General features: G+C 38.7%; 15 protein-coding genes. 13 read left to right on the forward strand and 2 right to left on the reverse strand.

The window, feature by feature from the left end:
* Positions 1–2409 carry a TonB-dependent receptor gene (locus tag MWU84_RS01820; RefSeq protein ID WP_246897558.1) on the forward strand — a complete coding sequence of 803 codons (2409 nt, stop codon included), beginning with the start codon at positions 1–3 and terminating at the stop codon, positions 2407–2409.
* Positions 2410–2465: 56 nt separating this feature from the next.
* On the opposite strand, the gene MWU84_RS01825 is transcribed toward MWU84_RS01820, so the two are convergent.
* The gene (locus MWU84_RS01825; protein WP_246897560.1) at positions 2466–2819 is read right to left on the reverse strand and encodes a hypothetical protein; all 354 of its coding nucleotides are present in this window, start codon (positions 2817–2819) and stop codon (positions 2466–2468) included.
* A gap of 296 nt (positions 2820–3115) precedes the next feature.
* Between MWU84_RS01825 and MWU84_RS01830 the strand changes: the two genes are divergently transcribed.
* The 5 genes from MWU84_RS01830 to MWU84_RS01850 all read left to right on the forward strand — a co-directional run bounded on the left by MWU84_RS01830 (position 3116) and on the right by MWU84_RS01850 (position 9321).
* Positions 3116–4063: a DUF4382 domain-containing protein gene (locus MWU84_RS01830; protein WP_246897562.1), complete on the forward strand. Its 948-nt coding sequence runs from the start codon at positions 3116–3118 to the stop codon at positions 4061–4063.
* A 126-nt stretch (positions 4064–4189) separates the two neighbouring features.
* Positions 4190–7591, forward strand: coding sequence for an isoleucine--tRNA ligase (gene ileS, locus MWU84_RS01835; protein ID WP_246897564.1), 3402 nt, complete (start codon positions 4190–4192; stop codon positions 7589–7591).
* A 4-nt stretch (positions 7592–7595) separates the two neighbouring features.
* Positions 7596–7979 (forward strand): TraR/DksA C4-type zinc finger protein, encoded by a 384-nt coding sequence (locus tag MWU84_RS01840; RefSeq protein WP_031445713.1) that lies wholly within the window; start codon positions 7596–7598, stop codon positions 7977–7979.
* Between the two features lie 36 nt (positions 7980–8015).
* Entirely contained in the window at positions 8016–8636 is a 621-nt protein-coding gene (locus MWU84_RS01845) for a hypothetical protein (protein WP_246897566.1), read from the forward strand.
* 34 nt (positions 8637–8670) lie between these two features.
* Entirely contained in the window at positions 8671–9321 is a 651-nt protein-coding gene (locus MWU84_RS01850; protein WP_246897569.1) for a lipoprotein signal peptidase, read from the forward strand.
* On the opposite strand, the gene MWU84_RS01855 is transcribed toward MWU84_RS01850, so the two are convergent.
* Positions 9293–9853: a 5-formyltetrahydrofolate cyclo-ligase gene (locus MWU84_RS01855; RefSeq protein WP_246897571.1), complete on the reverse strand. Its 561-nt coding sequence runs from the start codon at positions 9851–9853 to the stop codon at positions 9293–9295. The genes MWU84_RS01850 and MWU84_RS01855 overlap by 29 nt on opposite strands.
* A gap of 569 nt (positions 9854–10422) precedes the next feature.
* Here MWU84_RS01855 and uvrC point away from each other — a divergent pair.
* The 7 genes from uvrC (at position 10423) to pgi (ending at position 21014) form a co-directional block, all read left to right on the forward strand.
* The gene (gene uvrC / locus MWU84_RS01860; RefSeq protein WP_246897573.1) at positions 10423–12210 is read left to right on the forward strand and encodes an excinuclease ABC subunit UvrC; all 1788 of its coding nucleotides are present in this window, start codon (positions 10423–10425) and stop codon (positions 12208–12210) included.
* A 17-nt stretch (positions 12211–12227) separates the two neighbouring features.
* Positions 12228–14483, forward strand: a complete 2256-nt coding sequence (locus tag MWU84_RS01865; protein ID WP_246897576.1) for a patatin-like phospholipase family protein — start codon at positions 12228–12230, stop codon at positions 14481–14483.
* Positions 14484–14742: 259 nt separating this feature from the next.
* Positions 14743–15885, forward strand: coding sequence for a 4-hydroxyphenylpyruvate dioxygenase (hppD, locus tag MWU84_RS01870; RefSeq protein ID WP_246897579.1), 1143 nt, complete (start codon positions 14743–14745; stop codon positions 15883–15885).
* A 425-nt stretch (positions 15886–16310) separates the two neighbouring features.
* Positions 16311–17138 carry a DUF3108 domain-containing protein gene (locus MWU84_RS01875; protein ID WP_246897582.1) on the forward strand — a complete coding sequence of 276 codons (828 nt, stop codon included), beginning with the start codon at positions 16311–16313 and terminating at the stop codon, positions 17136–17138.
* A 1-nt stretch (position 17139) separates the two neighbouring features.
* The gene (locus MWU84_RS01880) at positions 17140–18099 is read left to right on the forward strand and encodes a tryptophan 2,3-dioxygenase family protein (protein WP_246897584.1); all 960 of its coding nucleotides are present in this window, start codon (positions 17140–17142) and stop codon (positions 18097–18099) included.
* A gap of 7 nt (positions 18100–18106) precedes the next feature.
* On the forward strand, positions 18107–19375 hold the full coding sequence (locus MWU84_RS01885; protein ID WP_246897587.1) for a peptidoglycan DD-metalloendopeptidase family protein: 1269 nt from the start codon (positions 18107–18109) through the stop codon (positions 19373–19375).
* Between the two features lies 1 nt (position 19376).
* Complete coding sequence (gene pgi, locus MWU84_RS01890) at positions 19377–21014, forward strand: glucose-6-phosphate isomerase (protein WP_246897589.1); 1638 nt, start codon at positions 19377–19379, stop codon at positions 21012–21014.
* Positions 21015–21185: the final 171 nt, after the last annotated feature.

Here is a 21185-nt window from a genome sequence, read left to right on the forward strand (position 1 = left end):
ATGCAAAAGATAGTTTTCATAGTTGTCCTTCTAATATTTAAGGGTTTAATGGGGCAGGAAATTGTTATTTTGGATGAGGAAGACCATCAGCCGATTCCCAATGTAATTGTCTATAATTCCGATAAATCCAGAACGGCCCTTTCCAATTTTGACGGTAAATGCGACCTTTCAAAATTTGATCAGGGCGAGCGCATTACTTTTACGCATATTGGCTATCAAAATTTTAGAAGTACTAAGGCCAATGTACTAAGAAAAGGAAAGCTCTATTTGGCATTAAATGCCGAAGAGTTGGAGGAAGTGGTTATGTCTATCTCCAAATGGGAGCAACAGAAAAAAGATATACCTCAGAAAATAGCGGTAATAAACGCTAAAACTATTGACTTTACGGCGTCCCAGACCTCCGCCGATCTCCTTCAAAATAGTGGAAAAGTATTTGTGCAGAAAAGTCAACTTGGAGGGGGGAGTCCCATGATAAGGGGCTTTGCAACAAATAGATTATTACTTTCCGTAGATGGAGTACGTATGAATAATGCAATATTTAGGGGTGGTAACATACAGAATGTAATTTCAATAGACCCCTTTTCCGTAAAAAGCACGGAAATAATATTTGGGCCCGGATCGGTAATCTATGGTTCCGATGCCATTGGTGGGGTTATGAATTTTTATACCAACAACCCGCAATTCTCCAAAACGGATAGTTTAAATTTTTATGGTAAAGGGAACTATAGGTACTCCACTGCCAATAACGAGAACACTTTTCATGTCGATTTCAATCTAGGCAAAAAGAAATGGGCGTTTTTAAGTAGTGTAACTTACAGCGATTTTGACGATCTAAAAATGGGGTCAAATGGCCCGGCATCCTATCTAAGAAATAGTTATGTTGTCACGGAAAACGGGCAGGATAGGCTCTTGGAAAATGAAAGTCCTGAAAAACAGCTGCCTTCTGGATACGATCAAATTAATTTAATGCAAAAAGTGGTTTTCAAGCCGAATAATAGCTGGAATATTAATTTGAGCACTTATTATTCCGAAACCTCGGATTACTCTAGATATGACAGGTTAATTAGGCCTTCCAGTGACGGACAGGGCCTTAGGTCGGCTGAATGGTTTTACGGACCGCAGAAGTGGTTTATGGGAAACCTTCAGTTTAATAAAAATGGTAAGGGAAAGTTTTATGACGGACTAAAAATAACTACGGCCTACCAAAATTTTGTGGAAAGTAGAAACGATAGAGGCTTTCAAGACCCCATTAGATATAGTACTGAGGAGAATGTAGATGCCATATCTGCGAACATCGATTTTGAAAACAAGCGTATTGGGAATCTTAGGTTATATTATGGCGGGGAATATGTATTTAATAGAATCGGCTCCAGTGGAAAGGAGTTTAATATACAGTCCTCGGCTTCATCCCCTTCCGCATCGAGGTATCCTGACGATTCCACTTGGCAAACGCTCGCGGGCTACATTAGTGGAGAACTAAGGGCCAAGCCCAACTTTACCTTTATGTCCGGGCTGCGATATAGCCATGTTTGGATCGATGCCGTTTTTGACCAAACTTTCTATTCTTTTCCCTTTACTGACGCCGATCTAAGTACAGGTGCCTTAACAGGAAGCTTGGGGTTCAGTTGGTTTCCAAAGGCGGATTTACAGCTGACCTTTAATGGATCTACTGGATTTAGAGCCCCCAATATAGATGATGTTGGCAAGATATTTGATTCCGAACCGGGTTCCGTAGTTGTGCCCAATCCAGATTTGGAACCGGAATATGCTTACAATATAGAGGTCGGCATCCAAAAGAATTTCAATGATAAATTAATGCTCAAGGGGGCCTCCTTTTATACTTATTTGGTAGATGCCCTGGTCAGAAGGGATTTTCAATTTAATGGGAGTAATGAAGTGGAGTATAATGGGGAGCTAAGTAAGGTCCAGGCCATACAGAATGCAGCAAAGGCTTATGTGTACGGTTTTGAATTTGGATTGGATGCGTTTGTTACGGAAAGCCTATCGATAAATGCTAACCTTACCCTTACCGAAGGTATTGAGGAAGAAGAGGATGGTACCGACACTCCAGGGAGACATGTGGCACCAACTTTTGGGGATTTTCACACAATTTGGAGGAATAATAAACTGAAAGCAGATTTATTCATCAACTTTAATGGCGAGATCAGCTATAGCGATATGTCCATGTCCGAAAAAACCAAAGACTATATTTACGCCTTGGACGCAGAAGGAAATCCCTATTCCCCGTCTTGGTATATATTAAACTTCAGATCCCAATATCAACTCTCCCGTGCCTTAATGGTTAACATGAACCTAGAAAATATCACCGATCAAAGGTATCGTTCCTATTCTTCGGGTATTGTTGCCCCTGGAGTAAATTTAATTTTAGGGGTTGCCTATACCTTTTAGACAAAAAAGCCCGGTTATGAATACCGAGCTTAAATTTTAAAGGAAAATAGCCATAGCTATTCCTCTACTTTTTCTTTTACATCCTTGGCGGTGGCCTTGGCCTTTTCTGCCGCTTTGGTGGCAGCATCCTTTACATCTTGGCCAACTTCTTTGGCAGCTTCCTTAGTTATCTTGGCAGCTTCACCGGCTTTATCCATTGCCTTATTACCGGCTTCTTTCATTTCATCTCCCATTTCTTTTGCTGCGTCTTTGGCTTCTTCGCCAACTTTTTTCATGTCCTCGCCAACCTCTTTCAAAGCTTCATTTGTTTCTTCCATGGCATCCTTGGCCTTATCCTTTGTTTCTCTACATGATACAAATGAAATACTCAGGGCAAGCATCAAAATAGCGCTTAAAATTACTTTTTTCATGTTTTTAGTTTTAGAGTTTAAATAGCTTTTAATACCGATATATACGAAAAAATGGGTGTTTTAGACTATTTGGGCCCTAACGGAAAAGTAGCGCTTAGTGACAAGCATAAATGGCAAAATGAATGACTGTTCTAATTTCTGTTGCTTAAAACGTGAAAAAAAATGTAGGAAAATTAATCGATTATAATTCTGGGAATCAGTAGTCTAGATGGTGATCTAAAGATATCGAAAATTTTTCGGGTAGGGTTATAATGGCTTTGATTGTTATAAAGGCAAATGTTTAAAACTAAATTATTATGAAGAATTATTTAAAGATTTCAGGATTGGCTTTTATAGCTTTAGTAGGGATGATGTCGTGTAATAAAGATGATGATTCTGTTATGGAGGGGGAATCGTATAATACATCTTTTGAAGTTACGGATGCACCAATAGATAATGCCGAAGTAGAGGCCGTTTTTGTTACTATTGCCAATGTTTCCGTTGACGGAAAGTCTTTGGAAGGGTTTAGTGCAACAACAGTAAATTTGGCAGCCTTGGTCAATGGAAAAACCGCCGCATTGGGGAATTTGGACCTTCAGGCAAAATCTTATTCGAGTATCGTTTTTGAAATGGATTTTGATAAGGATATTAATGGCGATGCCCCTGGGTGTTACGTGGAAAAGGCCAACGGGGAAAAAGATGCTTTGGTTGCCGCTTCCAACAAGATCACGATAAATGACAAGTTCGAGGTGCTTGCAAATGCGACCAATAAGATTGTAGTGGATTTCGATCTTAGAAAAACTATTAAAGAAGAGCAGGACGGTTTGTCCAGCGACTTTAATTTTGTGACCATGAGCGAGCTTGCCGCGGGCATCAGAACAGTTAATGCCGAGTTGACCGGCAAAATTTCTGGAACCGTTAACGATGGCAATAATACCTCCGACAAGATTATTGTTTATGCATATGAAAAAGGCACTTTCGATGCGGATGTTGAAACTAAGGGAAAAGGAGAGAGTGGAGTAACATTTGCGAATGCGGTAACCAGTGCTGAAGTAAAAGGCCTTAATGGTTCTTACAGTCTGGATTTCTTGGAAGAAGGGGAGTACGAATTAATTTTTGCCTCCTACAAGGAAAATGAAGGTAGTGGTTTCTCTTTCAACGCTTTGTTGAATGTGGAGTCGACCACAGGGCTTAATTTGGGAGCTATTAGCGTAAGCTCGGCCATCCAAATAAGTGCAAATGTTACCGTAACCGGAACAAAATAATTTCATCTAGTTGTAAAATTTCTAAAAAGCTCCTTTTTAAAGGGGCTTTTTGCTTTTAACGGAATATTTTTACACTAAAAATCATTACTTTTGCAAACTTAAAATGTAGCATTAGAAGCTGTTATTATGAAGTTTGCAGAATACAAGGGTTTAGATTTACCGAAAGTTGCTGAGGAGGTATTACACTATTGGAAAGAGAACAATGTTTTTGAGAAAAGTGTAACAAGTAGGGAGGGCAAGGATAGTTTTGTTTTCTACGAAGGACCACCTTCGGCCAATGGATTGCCTGGTATTCACCACGTAATGGCCCGTACCATCAAGGATATATTTCCTCGATATAAGACCATGAAAGGTTTTCAGGTTAAACGTAAAGCAGGTTGGGATACCCACGGACTCCCCATTGAATTGGGCGTTGAAAAGGAACTCGGAATTACAAAGGAAGACATAGGTGCCAAAATATCGGTGGAGGAATACAATGCGGCCTGTAAAAAGGCTGTAATGCGTTATACCGATGTTTGGAACTCCATGACCGAAAAAGTGGGGTATTGGGTAGATATGGAGGATCCTTATATAACCTACAAGTCCAAATATATAGAATCTGTATGGTGGTTGCTTAAACAGATTTATGATAAGGGATTGATATACAAAGGGTATACCATTCAACCCTATTCCCCAAAGGCAGGAACCGGATTAAGTTCGCATGAGCTAAATCAGCCGGGCACTTACCAAGATGTAACGGATACTACTGTAGTGGCACAGTTTAAGGCAATTAAAGCAACCTTGCCACAGAATTTGGAGGAATTAAGTGGTGATGTATTCTTTCTGGCATGGACGACCACTCCATGGACCTTGCCATCCAATACGGCATTGACAGTAGGGCCTAAGATTGATTATGTTGTTGTGAAAACCTTCAACCAATACACCTTTGAGCCTATGCATGTTGTTTTGGCCAAATCTTTAGTGGGAAAACAATTTGGTAGTAAGTTTTATGTAGCGGAAAGCGATGCCGATTTTGAAAAATATACATCCAAGGACAAAAAAATACCTTATCAAATTATTGCCGAAGCAAAAGGACAGGACCTAGTAGGGGCTAAATATGAACAACTTTTGAATTATGTGCTGCCCTATCAGAATCCCGAAAATGCCTTTAGGGTAATTGCCGGGGATTTCGTTACTACGGAAGACGGTACGGGTATTGTACATACAGCACCAACTTTTGGTGCAGATGATGCCATGGTTGCAAAATTGGCGGAACCGGAAGTACCGCCCATGTTGGTTTTGGATGAAAATAACAATCCAGTTCCCTTGGTGGACCTGCAGGGAAGATTTAGACCTGAAATGGGAGAGTATGCCGGCAAGTACGTAAAGAACGAATACTATGTGGATGGGGAAGCTCCAGAGCGGTCTGTAGATGTTGAAATTGCGATAAAATTAAAGGAAGAAAACAGGGCCTTTAAGGTGGAAAAATATGTTCACAGCTATCCCAACTGTTGGCGTACGGATAAACCTATTCTCTATTATCCATTGGATTCATGGTTTATTAAGGTTACGGATGTAAAAGATAGGATGTTTCAATTAAACCAATCTATCAATTGGAAACCAAAGGCAACAGGGGAAGGAAGATTTGGAAATTGGTTGGCCAATGCCAATGATTGGAATCTATCCCGTTCCCGTTATTGGGGAATTCCGTTGCCAATATGGCGTACTGAGGATGGCAAGGAAGAGTTAATGATAGGTTCTGTTGCTGAACTCAAGGAAGAAATGAAAAAGGCGGTGGCAGCAGGTATGTTGGGAGAGGATATCTTTTCAGACTTCGTTGTTGGAGATATGAGTGAGGACAATTATGACAAAATAGATCTGCATAAAAATATTGTGGATCAAATAATTCTGGTGTCTGCCTCTGGAAAACCAATGAAGCGTGAGAGCGATCTTATAGATGTTTGGTTCGATAGTGGTTCCATGCCATACGCCCAATGGCACTACCCTTTTGAGAATAAGGATTTGATAGATGAAGGAAAAACCTTCCCGGCAGATTTTATAGCTGAGGGAGTTGATCAGACCCGCGGCTGGTTTTATACTTTGCACGCCATAGCAACTATGGTATTCGATTCGGTGGCTTATAAAAATGTTGTTTCCAATGGTTTGGTGTTGGACAAGGAGGGTAAGAAAATGTCCAAGCGTCTAGGCAATGCCGCAGATCCTTTTGAGACCATGGATGAATTTGGCGCGGATGCCACCCGGTGGTACATGATATCCAATGCAAATCCCTGGGATAATTTAAAGTTTGATGTAGAAGGTATCGCTGAGGTAAAACGAAAGTTTTTTGGCACTTTGTACAACACCTACTCATTCTTTGCCCTGTATACCAACATAGACGGTTTTGATTATTCGGAAGAGGATATTCCTTTAAATGAAAGACCGGAAATAGACCAATGGATTTTGTCGGAATTACATTCCTTGATCAAAACAGTGGATCAGGCCTATGAAGATTACGAACCCACCAAGGCAACAAGGGCCATATCGGACTATGTACAGGAGAATCTAAGCAATTGGTATGTGCGTTTAAGTAGAAGGCGTTTTTGGAAGGGAGATTATCAAAAGGATAAGATATCGGCATACCAAACGCTGTATACGTGTTTAACCACGGTTGCAAAGCTTTCGGCCCCGGTAGCACCATTTTATATGGATAGACTGTACAAAGATTTAACAATTACAACACAGAGAGAGCCTTTTGAAAGTGTACATTTGGCCGATTTCCCAAAATACGATGTGTCGTTGGTGAATAAGGAATTGGAAAGTAAAATGGCAAAGGCCCAGACCATTTCATCCCTAGTTCTGTCCATTCGTCAAAAGGAGAAGATTAAAGTTCGCCAGCCTTTGCAAAAGATAATGATTCCGGTATTGGATAATAAGCAAAGGTCGGAAATTGAAGCTGTGGCCGGTTTAATTAAATCTGAAGTGAACGTAAAGGAGATAGAATTGCTGGATGACGCTTCAGGCATCTTGGTGAAGCAGATAAAGCCAAACTTTAAAACTTTAGGGCCAAAGTTCGGGAAGGATATGAAGTTGATTGCCAGTGCTGTAGCGCAGTTAAATCAAAATGATATCCAGAAAATTGAACAGGAAGGCGAAATTTTACTGCATTTTGATAATAAAAGTATTAATTTACAGTTACAAGATGTAGAAATTTCCTCCCAAGATATAGAGGGTTGGTTGGTAGCAAGTTCAGGTCCAATAACGGTGGCCTTGGATATTTCTATTAATGAGGACCTTAGAAAGGAAGGTATTGCTAGGGAACTAGTCAATAGAATTCAGAACCTGAGAAAAGAATCCGGTTTTGAAGTGACAGATAAAATAGATATTAAATTATTGAAAAATGGATTTGTCCAGGAGGCGGTAGAAAGTAATATTGCATATATTAAAACCGAGACCTTGGCAGCAGAACTTAATTTTGAAGAGAGCTTGGACATGGGAATTGAAATAGCTTTTGACGAAGTTAATACTAGATTGTTTATAGTAAAACACTAAGATTATGGCCGAAGAATTAAAAGTAAGGTATGCGGATAAGGATTTAAACGAGTTTAAAGTCCTGATCGAGGAAAAAATTGAAAAAGCAAAAAGTCACTTGGAACTTTTAAAGAGTTCGTATATGAATGATGGCAACAACGGAACGGATGATACATCGCCAACGTTTAAGGCTTTTGAAGAAGGCTCAGAAACAATGAGCAAGGAAGCAAATACCCAATTGGCCATTCGTCAGGAGAAATTTATTAGGGATTTAAAGAACGCTTTGTTGCGCATTGAGAATAAAACCTATGGCATTTGCAGAGTTACGGGGAAGCTGATCAGTAAAGAACGACTTAAGCTAGTGCCGCATGCAACGCTGAGTATTGAAGCAAAGAATATGCAATCCTAAAATTTGAAAACGCCTTTTAAGGCGTTTTTTTATTAAATGAGACTAGTTGTAGTTGTTATATTCCTAATGGGCAGTTGTGTTTTACAGGCTCAAAAAATGGTCGTCAAAACCATTGACAATCCCAATACCTCCTATATTCAGATCGATGGCAAAAATTGTTTTTCCCTATCTCTGGAGACTGTGGAAATTCCTAGGATAACAGTAGCGGCATCAATAGATGGCGAGTATTTGCAAGATTTATTGTTAAATGTAAAACAAGAGGGAACAAGGGTTCTGGTCAGTGCTGGTTTTCAACCCAATTTTGTTTTCCCCAACGATAAATTAAGTGCTCACAAGGTTGTTTCCATTTCCTTAAAAATATCAATTCCCCAGAACCTAAATGTTACCGTATACGGTACCAGTACCAATGTTGGTGCTGCAGGGGATTATGCCAACCTAAAAATTAGTTTGTCCGATGGCAATTGCACCTTAAATGGTAGGGGAGGAAATGTGGGTATCAATACCCAAAGCGGAAATATTGGGTTAATTACAACAAGTGGTCAAATAAACGCCACTACTAAATATGGCAAAATTAAAAGGGAAGTGTTGGCCTGGGGAGATGATCATTTTACCTTGAATTCGGTAACAGGAAATATCAGCATAAGGAAAACCGAATAATATGTTTATTTTTGCCGAATCTATTTTTTAAATAATGAGTTTAAAGAAATCCCTAATAATCATAATAGCAATTCTTGCTATAGACCAGATAAGCAAAGTATATATTAAGACAAACTTTGTTTTGGGCGAGTCTGTAGATGTCTTTAGTTGGTTCAAGATTTTATTTATAGAAAACGAAGGTGCCGCTTGGGGAACTAAGCTAAGTGACTTACTGCCAATATCGGATGTAGCAGGGAAACTGATACTCACCATATTTCGATTGTTTGCCATTGTTGGGATAGGATATTGGTTGTACGATACCATAAGAAAGAACTCTTCCAAAACCTTAATACTGGCTGTATCCCTTATATTCGCCGGAGCATTGGGTAACATACTGGATTCCGTTTTTTATGGAATGATCTTTAATGATAGCTATTCTCAAGTAGCTACGGCTTTTTCTTCGGAACCTTATGGTAGCATGTTTCACGGAAAGGTGGTAGATATGCTTTACTTTCCTATGATAGACTCCGTTTGGCCAGATTGGGTACCAGTGGTTGGGGGGAATAATTTTCGTTTTTTCGAACCCGTTTTTAATATTGCGGACACCGCAATTAGTACTGGGGTAGGGATACTAATAGTTTTTAATAAGAGGGCTTTTGGGGAGAGTTCCGAAGAAATTAAAACGAATAAATCCGATCAGGAGTAACGCAATAGTTCAAGGGTATATCGTGGGTATCGATATCCACTATTTTTTCTTCCGCCTTAAAGAGGGAGAGTCCAACCTTTATAACATCTGGTCTACACTTGCTTAGTAGTACATCATAAAAACCCTTTCCGTAACCTACTCTGTGTCCTTTTTCATCAAAGGCCATTAACGGCAGGAAAACAACATCTATTTTTTTGGCAGACACTTCAATGCCATCGACTGGTTCAGGTATGTTCCAGCTATTTTTTTTAATAAGGGTACTATCGGTAAGTAAATAATTGACAAGATTTAGGTCATCCAACATCTTAGGAAGAAGGATGTTTTTGTCTTTACCCTGTAAAATGGACATTATAAAACTGGTATCGACTTCCTTTTTATCCGTAATGGAAAGGAATAAATGGTAAAAAGAATAATCCCAAATGGGTAATTGAAGTAGCCGGTTGGCTATCAGTAAACTTGAATCTAAGATGGATTGCGAGGTAAGATTTTCACGGCGCTTAGAGTAGATCAAACGCAAATCTTTTTTCAACATAGGTTAACTTGAGACTTTTGGGGGCAGGGGGTTAATAAGGAGAACTATTCCTTGGAGGCCACTGCGTAGTAAATTTTGAAAAAAAGCATAAGAATTAAATATGTGCCCAAGGTTATTATATAGTTGTCCATTTGTTAAATGTTTTAATTTTTTAAATATAACTAAAAAAATATAGAATCCTCCACAAAGGGTATCGTTTTATCGATGAAATACATCATTTTTAACAAATATTTTGGATTATGAATTATTTGTTAAAGCTATTTGGCTGTCCGTTTTTTGTAAAGTACTGAAAATCAATAATTTGAAAAATAGTGTACGTCAACGATAAATTTTGGCAAGGCTGCACTTAATCGATATTTTTTTTGGACTTATCGAATTTTATTGGATTTGATGTTAATTTTAGACCTGGGAAGTGTCCTTTTTTGTCCTTTTGTGAATAGCTGTAAAATGGTTGGTTTACAAGATTTCATGGTAAGGATCTTAACAAGCGAGTTAAAAAACTATAAACTTTGTGTCTTTTGACAAAAACACAGTAATTTTCCTTGGTAAAGAAAAATTTACCTGAATACATGTCCCAAATACCTATTGAAGTACAGTTAAGTTCACTGCCTACCACTCCTGGGGTATATCAGTTCTATGATCTGGAGGACAAAATTTTATATGTGGGCAAGGCCAAGAATTTAAAAAAAAGGGTCAGCTCCTATTTTAACAAAACTCACGAGCAGGGAAAGACCCGTGTTCTGGTAAAGAAAATTAAAAGCATTAAACATATAGTGGTGCCCACCGAGTCCGATGCGCTATTGTTGGAGAATAATCTAATTAAAAAATACCGTCCTAGGTACAATGTTTTACTTAAGGACGATAAGACATATCCGTGGATTTGCATTAAAAAAGAAAAGTTCCCAAGAATTTTTCCTACTAGGAAATTTATCAAGGATGGGTCGGAGTATTTTGGTCCGTATACAAGCATGAAAACCATTCACACCTTATTGGATCTGATTAAAAGTGTATATCCTTTGCGCACCTGCAACTATGATCTTGCACAAGATAAAGTATCGGCAGGGAAATATAAGGTTTGTTTGGAGTATCATTTGGGAAATTGCAAAGGTCCTTGTGAAGGGTATCAACAGGAGGAAGATTACAATCGTCAAATACAAGAGATCAGGGAAATTATCAAGGGTAATTTTAAGTCCTCTCTGCACTATTTTAAAAGTCGAATGAAATTACTGGCCCAGGATATGAAGTTTGAGGAGGCACAGCTTATTAAGGACAAGATAGATGTTTTGGAAAACTATCAGGTTAAGACCACTATTGTAAATCCCAAGATCAATAATGTGGATGTTTTCACCATAATTTCTGATGAGGTTTTTGCCTATGTTAATTTTCTGCAATTGTCCCATGGCTCCATCATACGTTCCCATACCATGGAAATCAAGAAAAAATTGGATGAAACGGACGAGGATTTGCTTCAATTGGCAATCATTGAAATTAGACAGCGCTTTAATTCCCAGTCGACCGAGATATATGTTCCCTATGAGGTTGCCCTGGAGCCGCACCTAAAAGTGGTCGTTCCCAAGTTGGGGGATAAAAAAAAGATATTGGAGCTTTCGGAACGCAATGCCAAATTCTTTAGGCAGGATAGGTTTAAACAAATAAAGATTATAGATCCGGACAGGCATACCAATAGAATAATGGGGCAAATGAAAAAGGATTTACGGCTATCCCTGGAACCAAGGCATATTGAGTGTTTTGATAATTCCAACATTCAAGGAAGCAATCCTGTGGCGGCCTGTGTGGTTTTCAAGGATGGAAAACCTTCAAAAAAGGAATATAGGCATTACAATATTAAGACCGTTGAAGGTCCCGATGACTTTGCCTCGATGGAGGAGGTTGTTTTTAGGCGCTATAAGCGCCTTTTGGAGGAGGGGGAGGCATTGCCCCAACTTATAGTTATTGATGGCGGTAAGGGCCAGCTGTCATCTGCTCTTAAAAGTCTTGATGCACTGGAATTAAGGGGTAAAATAGCTATTATAGGTATAGCTAAAAGATTGGAGGAAATATACTTTCCGGAAGATCCGATTCCTTTATATTTGGATAAAAAGTCCGAATCCTTGAAAATAATTCAACAATTGCGAAATGAAGCCCATAGATTTGGGATAACCTTTCACAGAAACAAGAGAAGTAAGGCGGCCATCAATTCGGAATTGGAAAGTATAGAGGGTATAGGGGAAAAAACCGTGGAAGAGTTGTTGAAAAACTATAAATCCGTAAAAAGGATCAAAGAGGCCAGTTTGGAAAATTTGGCCCAAACCGTTGGAATGTCCAAAGCCAAGAAAATTTATGAAACCTTTCATTAAACCGCTATATTAACTTTATGCTAAAGTCGCTTCTCATATATTGTCTGCTAATTTTTCCGCAATTGATCCTTGCACAGGAACAGTTGGAAAATAAGGATGTAAAGGTCGGGCTTGTCCTGAGTGGGGGTGGTGCCAAAGGCTTGGCACATATTGGAGCCCTAAAGGTGATTGAAGAGGCTGGGGTCAAAATTGACTATATAACCGGTACTAGTATGGGCGCCATTGTTGGGGCACTCTATGCTTCGGGATATTCCGCCAAGGAATTGGACTCCATTTTTAAAAGTACAGATTTTGAGTCATTGATTCAGGACAATGTTCCCAGAAGTGCCAAAACATTTTATGAGAAGGAAGATTCTGAAAGATATGCCCTTACCCTTCCGTTCAACAAGTTTAAAATTTCCATTCCCCAGGCCATATCGGGGGGACAAAGTATTTACAACGAGTTCGTTAGATTATTGTACCACGTTAAGGATGTTAGCGATTTTAATAAACTGCAAATCCCTTTTTTATGTGTTGCCACAGATGTGGAAACGGGGGATCAAATACTGCTGGAAAGAGGCTATTTGCCAGAGGCAATTTTGGCCAGTGGTACCTTTCCCTCACTTTTTAGACCCGTTGAGATCAATGGGAGAATACTTATTGATGGCGGGGTGGTAAATAATTATCCCATAGGCGAATTAAAGAAAATGGGCGCCGATATAGTAATAGGTGTGGATGTACAGCACGGGCTGTCCGATAGGGAATCTCTGTTGAGCGCCACGGAAATACTACTACAGATCAATAATTACAGAACAGTAAGGGATATGGAAAAGAAATCGGCCCAAACCGATATTTATATCACTCCTGATATCAAGGATTACTCGGTGATCGATTTTGATATGGGAAAATCCATAATAGAAAAGGGGGAGGAAGCGGCGAGATTGCATATGGGGGAATTATTGAAAATTGCCAAAGCCCCTATCCTTAAAAGGCCCAAGATCTTGGCTGCCGGAATAAAGGATACGTTGTTGATCAATGAATTGATGATTCAAGGGAATTACAATTATTCCAGGGCATATATCAAGGGTAAATTAAGATTTAACGTAGATGATAATATAACTTTTGAAAAATTACAGCAGGGGATCAACAATTTGTCCGCTACTGGTAATTTTAGATCCATTAAATATGAATTGCTCAATAATGGGGACGGGGTGGGTCTGCTTTTGAATGTTAAGGAGAATCCGGACAAAATGTTTATTCGTCTAGGGGTTCACTTCGATGATCTCTACAAAAGTGCTGGAATCGTAAATCTGACTAGGAAAAATGTTTTAATGGATGATGATGTTGCCTCCATAGATTTTGTCATTGGGGACAACCTAAGGTACAATTTTGAATATTATGTAGACAAGGGTTTTTATTGGAGTTTTGGAATAAATTCCAGGTTCGACGATTTTAATAAGGAAATAAATTTCGATCTCATAAAATCCAATTTTGATGTCGATAACAGTTCCAATGTTAGAAAAATAAACCTTAGTTCCTCAGATCTAACGAATCAGGTGTACCTACAAACAGTTATAGAGGAAGAGTTTGCCTTTACCCTTGGGTTGGAACATAAATTGCTGAAATATAGTACTAAGACATTAGGGCAGTTAGATACTATTAGTCCGTCTACCACGGCAAATAAGAGAACCTATTTTGAAAACAGTAACTATTACAGTACCTATGGGCAGCTTACTTTTGATACTTATGATGATGTTTATTTCCCTACCAAAGGTCTATTCTTTGACGGCGACTTTCATTTTTATGTACTCTCATCGGATTTTAACGATAATTTCAAGGAATTTTCAATAGGAAAGGCTAGGATGGGTGGAGCTTTTTCCTTGGCTAGAAACCTTTATCTCAACCTGGAAACGGAAGGAGGCTTTAAATGGGGTATATCTCCTGTTACCTCTCTCGATTTTGTAATGGGGGGATATGGTAACCATTTGGTAAACAACTTAGTCCCTTTTTACGGATATGATTTTTTAAGTTTGGTGGGGAACAGCTATGTAAAGGCTTATGCCAGATTGGATTTTGAGTTTGTTCCCAAGAACCATGTGTTGTTGGCAGCAAATTTTGCCAATGTGGGAGATGATCTTTTTAGAACGGCAGATTGGTTTGAGGCTCCGGAGTTTTCCGGTTATGCACTTGGTTATGGGTTTGAATCCTTTATTGGTCCTATTCAAGTGATTTATTCCTATTCCCCCGAAATTAAGGAAAACCACTTCTTTTTTAGTATTGGTTATTGGTTTTAAGTATTGCTAATAGAAGGTTTTTTTGAATCAAAATGACAGCTATTAACACTTTAAGCCAACATTTATTGCGATATTTGTTAGACAGGATTTTGATCATGCTACAATTTAGGATTGATGTTACTGCCCATCTTAGGGCTATGTGGTAATTTATCACAGTTTGCAAGTTGTCCAGACATAGACTTATGGGATATGGGCGGCTTTGATACGCGAGTAAGAATTTGGCTACATATGTATTAAATCAATTCAAAAATCTATTACTATGGCATCAACCGATAAAACATCTTTAAAATTAACAAAGGAAAATTTGGAAGCTCAGGATTTTCTGCCACTTCTGGGTACGGATTATGTAGAACTTTACGTGGGCAACGCAAAACAGGCGGCACATTACTATATGTCGGCATGGGGTTTTCAACCCGTAGCGTATTCAGGACTGGAAACCGGATCAAAAGATAGGGTTTCCTATGTGGTACAACAGGACAAGATTAGATTGGTATTAACTTCACCGTTAAAATCGGGAGGAGATATCAATAGGCATATTGATGCCCATGGTGATGGCGTTAAGGTCATTGCATTGTGGGTAGATGATGCCAGGGAAAGTTACGTGGAAACCATGAAACGTGGAGCAGAGAGTTATTTTGAGCCCAGGGCCAAAAGGGATAAAGACGGGGAGGTGGTTACATCCGGTATCCATACTTATGGGGAAACGGTGCATGTTTTTGTGGAACGCAAGAATTATAAGGGGGCATTTATGCCGGGATTTAGGCCTTGGGATCCGTTTTATAAACCTTCGGATGTTGGGTTGAAGTATATAGACCATATAGTAGGCAATGTGGGGTGGAACGAAATGAACAAATGGTGTCAGTTCTACGCTAAAGTAATGGGATTTGCCCAATTGGTATCCTTTGATGATAAGGATATTTCAACGGAGTATACGGCATTAATGAGCAAGGTGATGAGCAATGGGAACGGGCGTATTAAATTTCCTATAAATGAGCCGGCGGACGGCAGAAAGAAATCGCAAATTGAGGAATATATTGAGTTTTATAATGGCGCTGGGGTGCAGCATGTGGCACTGGCCACCGACAATATTATTGAGACAGTAACCGCTCTCAAAAATAGAGGGGTTGAGTTCTTGACCGTTCCTTCCAGTTATTATGAAGATGTTTTGGATAGAGTGGGTACAATAGACGAAGATTTAGCGCCTTTAAGCGAACTTGGGATACTTATAGATCGAGATGATGAGGGCTACTTGTTGCAGATTTTTACCAAGCCTATTTTGGATAGGCCTACCATGTTCATTGAAATTATTCAGAGGAAGGGTGCGAAATCTTTTGGGAAGGGGAATTTTAAGGCATTGTTCGAAGCGATAGAGCGGGAACAAGAGTCTCGGGGAACATTATAATATGACCCCTTTTCTTAACTTATTGCCAATTTTAGGCACCCAATTATTAAATAGTGTTAATAGAATCGTTAAAGTAAGTTAAATCTTATTTTTAAAGGTAATCTTGTATTAAATTTGTACTCGTAAGGGGTGGTTCCCTTACAACTTTAAGTATTGGTTTTTCATAATTTAAAGTTTGGTTGGTTATTTAGGAAAAGCCCAGTTTTGCGACTGGGCTTTTTTTGTGGGCCAAATTCTGGAACAAATTTTGTTTAAGTATTATCAAATAAAAGAAAAGTAAAATCGTTTTTATTAATTTTACAGGAGTAAAGAGGTGTTATTTAGACTATTGTGATTGATCGGCATAATCCTCAACATCAATTTGGCCTATACGGGTGATGGGCGTAAAGTACATTTACCTACTGTAATTATATATAATTGAACAGATGAAAAAAATTTGCGTTGTACTGGTTTTAATTTTTGGATTTACTATCAATTCCCAGGTTCAAGAACTGGAAAATGAAGGTGGGGTTCATATGCCTGAAAACACCGGAAATGCGTCTGCTTTTGATATAGGGGAGTGGTTAAAGTTTAGGATTCATTACGGATTTCTAAATGCTAGTTACGCTACACTACAGGTAAATTCCCATAATTTGGATGGAGTTCCGGTCTATCATGTAGTTGGTAATGGTAAAACAACGGGTTTCGCAAGTATATTTTTTAAGGTGGACGACACCTACGAAAGTTATTTTGATAAAAAGGATGGCAAACCCTATAAATTTATCAGAAAAATAGATGAAGGCGGATATACCAAGGATATCGAGGTAAATTTTGATCACAAAAAGGATATTGCGGTATTAAACGATAAAAAAAAGGATAAAAAGTTTAATTTTACCATTCAAGAGGGTATTCAGGATTTGGTTTCGGCCTTTTATTACCTCCGTAATAACTACAAGGTAGAAGATCTGGTTGAAGGGGAATCCATTGAATTAAATCTCCTGTATGACGATGATGGGGTTTTTCGGTTTAAGCTTAAATACCTTGGGATGGAGGTTTTAAGAACAAAATACGGTAAGGTAGAATGTCTGAAATTTAGACCTTATGTGCAATCCGGACGAGTATTCAAGGAGCAGGAAAGTTTGTCACTTTGGGTATCCAATGACAATAATAGAATTCCCATAAGGATACAGGCCGACTTGAGTGTTGGGTCCATAAAAGCTGATTTGGACGGATACAACGGACTCAAGCATCAATTTAAAATAATAATGGATTAAAATGAATAAAGAGCATATCGATTCCCAGATTTCCAAACTAGAAGAAAAATACAAGGATTCTGGACAAGACTTAAGCTCTTATTTGGATGGTCTTTTATATCAGCGATATCTCACTTATTGGGATTATATCCATCTAGATACCTTGCTCAGTATCCAAGTGCCCAGGACACATTTTCCGGACGAGGAAATATTTATAATGTACCATCAGATTACCGAATTGTATTTTAAGCTTATCCTTCACGAGCAAAAGCAAATTGTGGATGATAAGACCCAAGATGTAGAATTTTTTATTGAAAAGGCAAATCGCATCAATAGTTATTACCAGGTCTTGATCTCTTCATTTAGTGTTATGATCAAGGGGATGCAACGGGAGCAGTTTATGCAATATAGAATGGCCTTGCTGCCGGCCAGTGGATTTCAGTCCGCACAATACAGAATGATAGAGCTTTACGCCACCCCCTTGGAGAATTTGGTGCAATTTTCTGAAAGACATAATTTCTCCTCAAAAAACACTATTGAGGAATTATACGAACACATATATTGGAAAAAAGGGGCTACCGATCTGGTTACAGGCGAGAAAACACTTACCTTAAAGCAATTTGAGTACCGTTATACGCCGAGATTGATACGAATAGCCAATCAAGTGAACAACAGCACCATATATCATAAATACCAACAATTACCACAGAAAAGTAAGGATAATAAAACCTTGGTTGAAGCGTTAAAGGCTTTAGACGTTAATGCCAACATAAATTGGCCATTGATGCACATGGGGTCGGCATATCGTTATTTGACCAAAGACAATGCACAAATTGATGCTACTGGTGGAACAAATTGGAAGGAATATCTGCCTCCAAGTTTTCAAAAAGTTGTATTTTTTCCGGAATTGTATACAAAACAAGAGTTAAATAATTGGGGGAAACAGTGGGTAGACCATATCTTTAACCCAGAAAAAGTTTAGAAGAACAATGCAAAAATATTGGGGCCTAGTTTTTAGTTTGGTATTTATAATTTCCTGTAAGGACGATAAACCTGTTAAGGAGGAAATAGCGGAAGTGGTAACTATAGAAAAACCTGTAGTGGTAAAAGAGTTTGGATTTAATCTGGACGACTTTGAAGTCTTGCGAGATACCGTTAAAAATGGGGACAGCTTTGGCGAGCTGATGTTAAGGAATAGCGTGGAATACCCCAAAATTGCCAGAGTTTCGGAACACTTTAGGGATACCTTTGACGTCCGAAAAATAGTGGTAGGTAAACCTTACCTAATTCTAAAATCTAAGGACACTATTAATAATGCCCAGGTTTTTATATATCAAAATGACCCTATCAACTATACAGTGGTAGATTTTAGGGACAGCGTCTTGGCCTACAAGAAAAAGCAAAAGGTAAAATATGTGGAGCGCGAAGCTTCCGGTATTATTGAATCTTCTTTGTCCGAAGCAATATTAAAGCAAGGTATAGATTATAATATTACCAATAGTTTATCCGAAATCTACGCATGGACTATCGATTTCTTTAGACTTCAGAAGGGGGATAGGTTCAAGGTAATCTACAAGGAAAAGTATATCAACGATACTATTTATGCGGGTGCCAGTGGTATTGAGGCTGCCTATTTTGAGCACAATGGAGAACCTTTTTACGCCTTTAACTATGTGGCGGACTCCACAAAGAATATTAATGATTATTATGATGATCAAGCCAAAAATCTTAGACGGACCTTTTTAAGGTCACCGGTGCAGTTTAGTAGAATTTCATCTAGGTACAATTTAAATAGAAGAATAGCTTATTACGGTTATAAGGTAAGGCCTCATAAGGGTACCGATTATGCCGCGCCAATTGGCACCCCTATCCTAGCTACCGCCAATGGTACCGTTACGGAATCTACAAGAAGAGGAGGCAATGGCAAATACGTCAAAATTCAACATAACGGCACTTACAGTACCCAGTATCTCCATATGAAAAATCAAAAAGTGAAGAAAGGTGATTTTGTGAAGCAGGGCGATGTTATAGGATGGATAGGAATGACAGGTAATACAGGAGGCCCGCACGTATGTTATCGTTTTTGGAAAAATGGGAGACAAGTAGATCCGTTAAGGGAAAAATTACCGGCTGCCGAACCCATAGCGGATAGCCTTAAAACGGATTATTTGGATTTTGTAGGCCCTAAGAAAAGTCAATTGGACTGTATTGAATATATAGAATTACCAGAAGAAGATTTGCTAACACTCAATGAATAAAATGGCCTTACAAAGTACTGACCCGACCAAAACAGAAGCTTGGAAAAAACTTTCACAACATTATAAAGGGAATACCCATAAAACTATAAAGGAGTTGTTTGCCCAGGACTCCGATCGGGCAAAAAAACACAGTATACATTGGAACGACTTTCTGGTAGATTTTTCAAAGAATAGGATTACCCAAGAAACATTACAGCTTCTTGTACAATTGGCGGATGAGGTTGGATTAAAGGACGCTATTCAAAAGCAATTTGAAGGAGAAATAATAAATATAACCGAAGGCAGGGCAGTACTTCACACAGCCTTAAGGGCAAAAGAGTCCGATATAATTAAAGTTGAGGGTGAAAACATTGTACCCGAAATTTATGAGGTAAAACAAAAATTAAAATCTTTTACGGATTCGGTAATATCAGGATCTAAAAAAGGTTATACCGGTAAGACATTTACCGATGTGGTCAATATAGGTATCGGGGGATCCGATCTTGGTCCTGCCATGGTTGTGGAAGCTTTGAAATTTTACGGCAACCATTTAAAAATGCATTTTGTGAGCAATGTAGATGGCGATCATGTCTACGAAACCCTGAAAGGTTTAGATCCCGAAACAACACTGTTCGTAGTGGTTTCCAAGACTTTTACTACACAGGAAACCTTGAGCAATGCCACTACCATAAAGAAATGGTTCTTAAAGACTGCTGCCCAAAAAGATGTGGCCAAACATTTCGTTGCGGTATCTACCAATACGGAGAAAATATCGGAATTTGGAATTGCGCCCGAAAACGTATTCCCTATGTGGGATTGGGTCGGCGGTAGGTTTTCACTGTGGAGTGCCGTTGGACTTTCTATTGCATTGGCAGTAGGTTACGAGAATTTTGATAGTATGTTGACAGGGGCCAATGAAATGGATCAGCATTTTAAGACGGCCAGTTTTTCGGAGAATATACCTGTAATTTTGGCTTTGATAAGTATTTGGTACAATAATTTTCACGGGGCCGAGACAGAAGCCATTATTCCCTATACCCAATATTTAAGTAGGTTTTCTGCATATCTACAACAGGGAATCATGGAAAGTAATGGAAAAAGCATGGACCGAAACGGAAATAAGGTAAACTATGAAACGGGAACCATTATATGGGGAGAGCCCGGAACAAATTCCCAACATGCCTTTTTTCAATTGATCCATCAAGGTACCAAATTAATTCCTACAGATTTTATCGGTTTTAAGGAATCCCTACATGGCGACAAAGACCACCATAATAAATTAATGGCCAATTTCTTTGCCCAAACCGAGGCATTGATGAACGGAAAGACCGCTGAGGAGGTTAGAACGGAATTACAGGCCAAAAAAGTGTCTGAAAACGAAATAGCGGAAATATTGCCATTTAAGGTTTTTGAGGGTAACAAACCTACCAATACCTTTTTATTGGATAAACTAACACCTAAGAGCCTAGGGTCTCTTATAGCCATGTACGAACATAAAATATTTGTTCAAGGGATAGTTTGGAATATATATAGTTATGATCAATGGGGTGTGGAATTGGGCAAGCAATTGGCTACTGCCATATTGAATGATATTCAAGGGTCCACAATTGCGAATCATGATGCTTCTACGTTAAATCTTTTAAATTTATTTAAGAAATAATTGGCAATTTTGCCAATTCCTAATAAACAGTATTAACTTGCTGTATTTCAGGAGTTATTAAGGTTTTTAATGTTAAATTTGCACCTACTAATTTAACATTATAGTAATGTATTGTTGTAAAAAAAATACTCACTTTTGCAGCCATTATTAAAACTAATTAACTCTTAGAAA

Source organism: Arenibacter sp. F20364 (assembly GCF_023015905.1).
Taxonomy (GTDB): Bacteria; Bacteroidota; Bacteroidia; order Flavobacteriales; family Flavobacteriaceae; genus Arenibacter.